Origin of the sequence: Synechococcus sp. BA-120 BA3 (assembly GCF_034931285.1) — a bacterium.
Classification (GTDB): Bacteria; Cyanobacteriota; Cyanobacteriia; order PCC-6307; family Cyanobiaceae; genus Cyanobium.
The window spans coordinates 1-4,874 of sequence record NZ_JAYGHZ010000089.1 but is presented as its reverse complement, the minus strand read 5'-3'; the positions used below and the strand labels follow the sequence as shown (position 1 = coordinate 4,874).

Below are 4,874 nucleotides of genomic sequence, written 5' to 3'. Positions count from 1 at the left end.
CTTCCGCACGGGCAACGCCGCCGCCAGTACCCTCGCCAGCGGCCCCGGCGCCGATGTGCTCACCGGCCTGGGGGGCGCCGACACGTTCCGCCTGAACAACCTGCGCGACTCCTTGCTGGGCGCCCCCGACCAGATCACCGACCTGGCGATCGGCAGCGACCGCATCGATGGCCCCCGGGCCATCTCGGCCGCGGCCCTGCGTGAACTGGGGGCGGTGGCCAGCCTCACCCCGAATGCCCTGGCCGCCGTGCTGACCCCCGCCAGCTTCGCCGCCAACGGCGGAGCCACCTTCACCCTGGCCGCCGGCGGCAGCGGCAGTGGCAGCCGCACTTTCCTGGCCCTCAACGACGGGACGGCCGGCTTCCAGGCCAGCAGCGACGCCATCGTCGAGATCACCGGCTACAGCGGCTCACTGGCGGCTCTGGCGGTGGTGTGAGGGGTGGATGTCGTGGCCTGGACGTTGAAGGCGCCGGAACGGTGAAGATCAAGATCCTCCTACCTGGCGCGCCATCAAGGCATCGAGGGCGGCCTGAACGGAGCTGAGCATGGCCTCCCTGAGCTGTTCCTCCAGCTGTTCGCTCCTGCGTTCGTCAGGGCTAGCCATGGGGCTGGGCGCCATCATCACGCTGAATCCGCAGCATCTCGCAGGCGCCACGCTGAAACTCGTAGCCCACCCGTTCCACGGACAGCCGATATCCCTGGGACCTCAGCCCTTCGATGCTCCCGTCCAGATGAGGTGATCTCGCCCCACCCAACTCCAGCAGGGGAAACACCCTGACCTCCCGGGCCACGCGGCCGAGCTCCAGCAGTGATGCGTGGTGAAACGCGGCATCCAGCTGGCGGCTGTACAGGAACAACAGATGCGAACAGAGCGCCAGATCGAAGGCGTCATCAGCAAATGGGAGTGCCGGCAGGGCTGCGTTGACGTAGCGACCCTCGGCCAGGCCCGTGGGGTAATCCGCCAGAAAGGCTCCCATCGCCGCCATGCGCACCTCCCCGAGCTCCTCAACGGAAGCGATGTTGTCCCAGACGAACGCCGCCTGGTTCTGCCGGGCCTGATCGATCACCTGGGCGTAGGTGGCGGCGATCCGGGCATCGATGTCGTCTGCAGTGAAGCCGTAGATGGGATCGCAGGAGATGACGCTGACGCCCTGTCGGGTGGCCTGCGCATTGAAGCTGGCAGGGCCATCCCCGCAGCCGAGGATGCGGCCCGCCAGATCGGAATCGGTCAGGGAAAACATGGCCGCGTATTCCTCGAAGGAACGGCCCCAGGGCACGATCTCCTCCAGCGTGAACATGGCGTCCCCCAAGACAACCGAAAGCTTTGGCGTGGCGCCGCATGAAGCGCCGTTGGCGGCCCACAGCCACCGCACCAGACTGACAGGGAAGCCTCCGTTGCCGCCGCGCCATGGGCCCGCTCGCTCCCGTCGTGACCACCCTGCGCCGCACGCCGCCGCTGGTGTTCGCCATGGCGGTGCTGGCCACCGGGATGGTGCTGGCCAGCAGCGTGCTGGTGAAGGGCCTGCGCCGCGGCAATGACACGATCACCGTGACCGGCGCCAGCACCGAGCGGATCACCAGCGACTTCGTCGACTGGACGGTGGAGGTGTCGCAGAGCGCCCCCACCCTGGAGGCCTCCTACCAGCAGCTGCAGCCGGAGGTGGAGCGCACGGTCGCCTTCCTGCAGCAGCAGGGCATCCCCGCCGAGGCCATCCGCCGCAACCCGGTGAAGTCCGAGCGCTCCGAGGTGCGCGACTCGCGCACCGGGGCTCTTCAATCCACCACCTTCACCACCCGCCAGCAGATCCGCGTCAGCAGCCCCGACGTGGAGAAGGTGGCCGCGGTGGCGCAGCAGATCGGCGTGCTGGTGGGCCAGGGCGTGCCGCTCACCATCAACGATCCCGCCTTCACCTACACCAAGCTGGCGGGGAAGCGGGTGGACATGCTCGCCAAGGCCACCAGGGATGCCCGGGACCGGGCCCGCGAGATCGCCCGCCAGGCGGGCTCCCGCATCGGCGTGATCACCCAGGCCGATACCGGCTCGTTCCAGATCACGGTGCCCCATTCCACCGAGATGAGCGGCGGCGGCTCCTACGACACCAGCAGCATCGAAAAGGACATCACCGCCGTGATGGGCGTGACCTTCCGGGTGGAGTGACCCCGCCCTCAGCGCAGCCGGCCATCCTCCAACGACAGGGTGCGGTCGGCGATGTCGAGGATGCGGCTGTCGTGGGTCACCAGCAGGATCGTGCAGCCCTGCTCCCGCGCCAGCCGCTGCATCAGCAGCACCACCTCGCGGCCGGAGCGGCTGTCGAGGGCGGCGGTGGGTTCATCGGCCAGCAGCAGCGGCGGCTCCCCCACCAGGGCCCGCGCCACCGCCACCCGCTGCTTCTGCCCGCCCGAGAGCTGGGCCGGCTTGACATCGAGGTGATCCCCGAGCCCCACGCTCTCGAGGATCCGCCGGGCGCGCCGATCCATCTCGGCATCGCTGAGGGTGCCGCGCATCTCCAGCGCCATGCGCACGTTCTGGGTGGCGGTGAGGCTGCGGTGCAGGTTGTGGGCCTGGAAGATGTAGCCGTGCTCGCGGCGGGCCAGGGTGAGCTGCAGCGGCGAGGCCCCCACCAGCTCCCGCCCCAGCACCCGCAATACGCCCCCCTGGGCGGATCGCAGGCCGCCGATCAGGGTCAGCAGGGTGGTCTTGCCGGAGCCGGAGGGGCCGGTGAGCAGCACGATCTCGCCGGCGGCCACCTCCAGGGCCACATCGAACAGCACCTGGCGCCGCACCGCGCCCCGGCCGAAGTGGTGGTTGAGCCCTTCGATCACGATCGCGCTGGCCATGGCGCCGGCCCCCATCAGAAGAGCTCGGCCGGATCGGCCGCCTGCAGCCGCCGGGTGGCGATCGCCCCCGAGGCCAGGCACATCACCAGCGTCAGCACGAACACCGTGGTGGCCCGCCCCAGCGTCATCGCGATCGGCAGGCTGGTGGCCTTCGCCGCCACCGCGTACAGCCACAGCGGCATCAGCACGCCGGGGATGAAGCCCAGGGCCGCCAGGATCAGGGCCTGCTCCACCACCACAAGGAGCAGGTAGCGCTGGCGGAAGCCCATCGCCTTGAAGGTGGCGTACTCCTGCAGGTGGGCGTTCACATCGGTGGAGAGCACCTGGTAGACGATCACCACCCCCACCACGAAGGCCATGGCCGTGCCCAGCCCGAAGATGAAGCCCACGGGACTGGCCGTCCGCCAGTAGTTCTCCTCGAACCGCACGAAGTCGGCGTGGCTGAGCACCTGCACGTCATCCGGCAGGTGGCGCCGCAGCGCCCGCACCACCGGCGCCACCGGTTCCCCCGGCGCCAGGGTGAGCAGCCCGACGCTGATGCTGCCGGCCTTCGCCCGCGGGAACATCCGCAGGAACGTCTGGTCGCTGGCCATCAGGGTGGCATCGGCCCCGAAGGAGGCCCCCAGCCGGAACAGGCCGCCCACGGCGATGGTGCGCCGCTCGATCTCACTGGTCACCGGCTCGCCGCGATCGAGCCGGGCGATCACCTCGCTATAGCGGCCCCGGGCGCCCCGGTCGAACAGCACCGTGTCAGGCAGCTTGAGGCGATCGGCCTGGGCCCGCACCTCCGGCAGACGCAACACATCGGCATCCGGATCGAAGCCCAGCACCTGCACCGTGGCGCTCTGAAGGGTCTGGGGATTGCGCCAGTTCACCGTGCGGATGTAGAGCCCCTGGGCCTCCACCACACCGGGCACATCCAGGGCCTGCAGCAGCCGGCGGCGCGGGAAGGTGGAGAGGTTCTGCAGGTTCAGCGCCTTCGGGCTGATCAGCACCACATCGCCCCGGAAGGCGCGATCCAGGCGGGTGTTGCTGTCGTAGAGGGCCGCCTGGAAGCCCAGCTGCATGAACATCAGCAGGTCGGCGAAGGCGATGCCGGCGAGGGCCACCAGGAAGCGGCCGCGGTCGTGGCGGAGCTGCAGCCAGCCGAGCGGGGTTCTCATGGCCCGATCACCACCCGCACCTGCAGGTTGGTGAACCCCGCCGCCCGCCGGCTGCTCTCCGGCGTGAGCGGGGCGCGCACCTCCACCACCCGGTTGTCGGTGTTGGCGCTCGGATCGGTGTTGATCAGGTTCTGGCGCAGCACGATCGCGCCGATCTGCTCCACCCGGCCCTGCAGCGGCTGGGTCAGGGCCGGGCTGGTGATCCGCACCGGCTGCCCCCGCCGCACCCTCGGCAGATCGCTCTCGTACACCTCCGCCACCGCCTGCATCCGCCCGGTCTGGCCGAGCTGCAGGATTCCCGCCGCCCCGGGGGCCTCGCCCGCCCGGGCGAACACCTGCAACACGGTGCCGGCGATCGGCGCCCGGATCAGGTTGTCGTCGCGGGCGGCGATGGCGCGCTGCAGGTTGGCCTGGGCCTGCTCCAGCACGCGCCGGGAGGCCTCCACATCCAGATCCACGCCGCCGTCGCCGGCGGTGCTGCGCGCCTGCTGCCGCGCCAGCAGCACCCGGGCCTCCTGCAGCGAGGCGGTGATGGTGTCGAGGCTGAGGCGGCGGTTGTCGCGCTCTTCGGCCGAGACGGCACCGCTGGTGAACAGGCTCTGGTAGCGGGCGGCCTCGGTGGCGGCCGAGCGCTGCTGGGCCTCGAGGGAGCGCACCTTGGCCTGCTGGCTGTCCTCGCCGCTGCCGGCATCGGCGCGGGCGATCGCCAGCCGCGAACGGGCCAGGTTCACCTCGGCCCGGGCCGCCGTCACGGCAGCCTCCAGCTGGGGCTGGTTGTCGAGCAGGGCCAGCAGCTGGCCGGCCTGTACCGCATCGCCGCGGTCGACCAGCAGGGCCTGCAGGGCTGGCTCTTCTACACCTCTGACGCCGCCG

The 4,874-nt window shown here is 70.6% G+C and carries 6 protein-coding genes; 2 read left to right on the top strand and 4 right to left on the bottom strand.

All coding sequences use genetic code 11. The annotated features are described in order from the left end of the window. A partial coding sequence (locus tag VB737_RS05405; RefSeq protein WP_500311789.1) for a bluetail domain-containing putative surface protein occupies positions 1-436 on the top strand: 436 nt, incomplete at its 5' end. A gap of 160 nt (positions 437-596) precedes the next feature. Here VB737_RS05405 and VB737_RS05400 read toward each other — a convergent pair. Continuing rightward, positions 597-1,298 carry an SAM-dependent methyltransferase gene (locus VB737_RS05400; protein ID WP_500311787.1) on the bottom strand — a complete coding sequence of 234 codons (702 nt, stop codon included), beginning with the start codon at positions 1,296-1,298 and terminating at the stop codon, positions 597-599. Between the two features lie 110 nt (positions 1,299-1,408). On the opposite strand from VB737_RS05400, the gene VB737_RS05395 reads away from it, so the two are divergent. Next, the gene (locus VB737_RS05395; protein ID WP_500311785.1) at positions 1,409-2,158 is read left to right on the top strand and encodes an SIMPL domain-containing protein; all 750 of its coding nucleotides are present in this window, start codon (positions 1,409-1,411) and stop codon (positions 2,156-2,158) included. Between the two features lie 8 nt (positions 2,159-2,166). Here the strand turns inward: VB737_RS05395 and VB737_RS05390 are convergent, their stop codons facing one another. The 3 genes from VB737_RS05390 to VB737_RS05380 form a co-directional block, all read right to left on the bottom strand. Continuing rightward, positions 2,167-2,838 carry an ATP-binding cassette domain-containing protein gene (locus tag VB737_RS05390; RefSeq protein WP_500311783.1) on the bottom strand — a complete coding sequence of 224 codons (672 nt, stop codon included), beginning with the start codon at positions 2,836-2,838 and terminating at the stop codon, positions 2,167-2,169. Positions 2,839-2,852: 14 nt separating this feature from the next. Continuing rightward, positions 2,853-4,001, bottom strand: a complete 1,149-nt coding sequence (gene devC, locus VB737_RS05385; protein WP_500311781.1) for an ABC transporter permease DevC — start codon at positions 3,999-4,001, stop codon at positions 2,853-2,855. Then, positions 3,998-4,874, bottom strand: an 877-nt coding sequence (locus tag VB737_RS05380; RefSeq protein WP_500311780.1) for an HlyD family efflux transporter periplasmic adaptor subunit, incomplete at its 5' end; no start/stop codon positions are given. The genes VB737_RS05380 and devC, both read right to left, overlap by 4 nt.

Coding starts and splice junctions, on each gene's coding strand:
- VB737_RS05390 (WP_500311783.1), bottom strand. CDS start 2,838: ATGGCCAGCGCGATCGTGATCGAAGGGCTCAACCACCACTTCGGCCGG.
- VB737_RS05400 (WP_500311787.1), bottom strand. CDS start 1,298: ATGTTCACGCTGGAGGAGATCGTGCCCTGGGGCCGTTCCTTCGAGGAA.
- VB737_RS05395 (WP_500311785.1), top strand. CDS start 1,409: ATGGGCCCGCTCGCTCCCGTCGTGACCACCCTGCGCCGCACGCCGCCG.
- devC (WP_500311781.1), bottom strand. CDS start 4,001: ATGAGAACCCCGCTCGGCTGGCTGCAGCTCCGCCACGACCGCGGCCGC.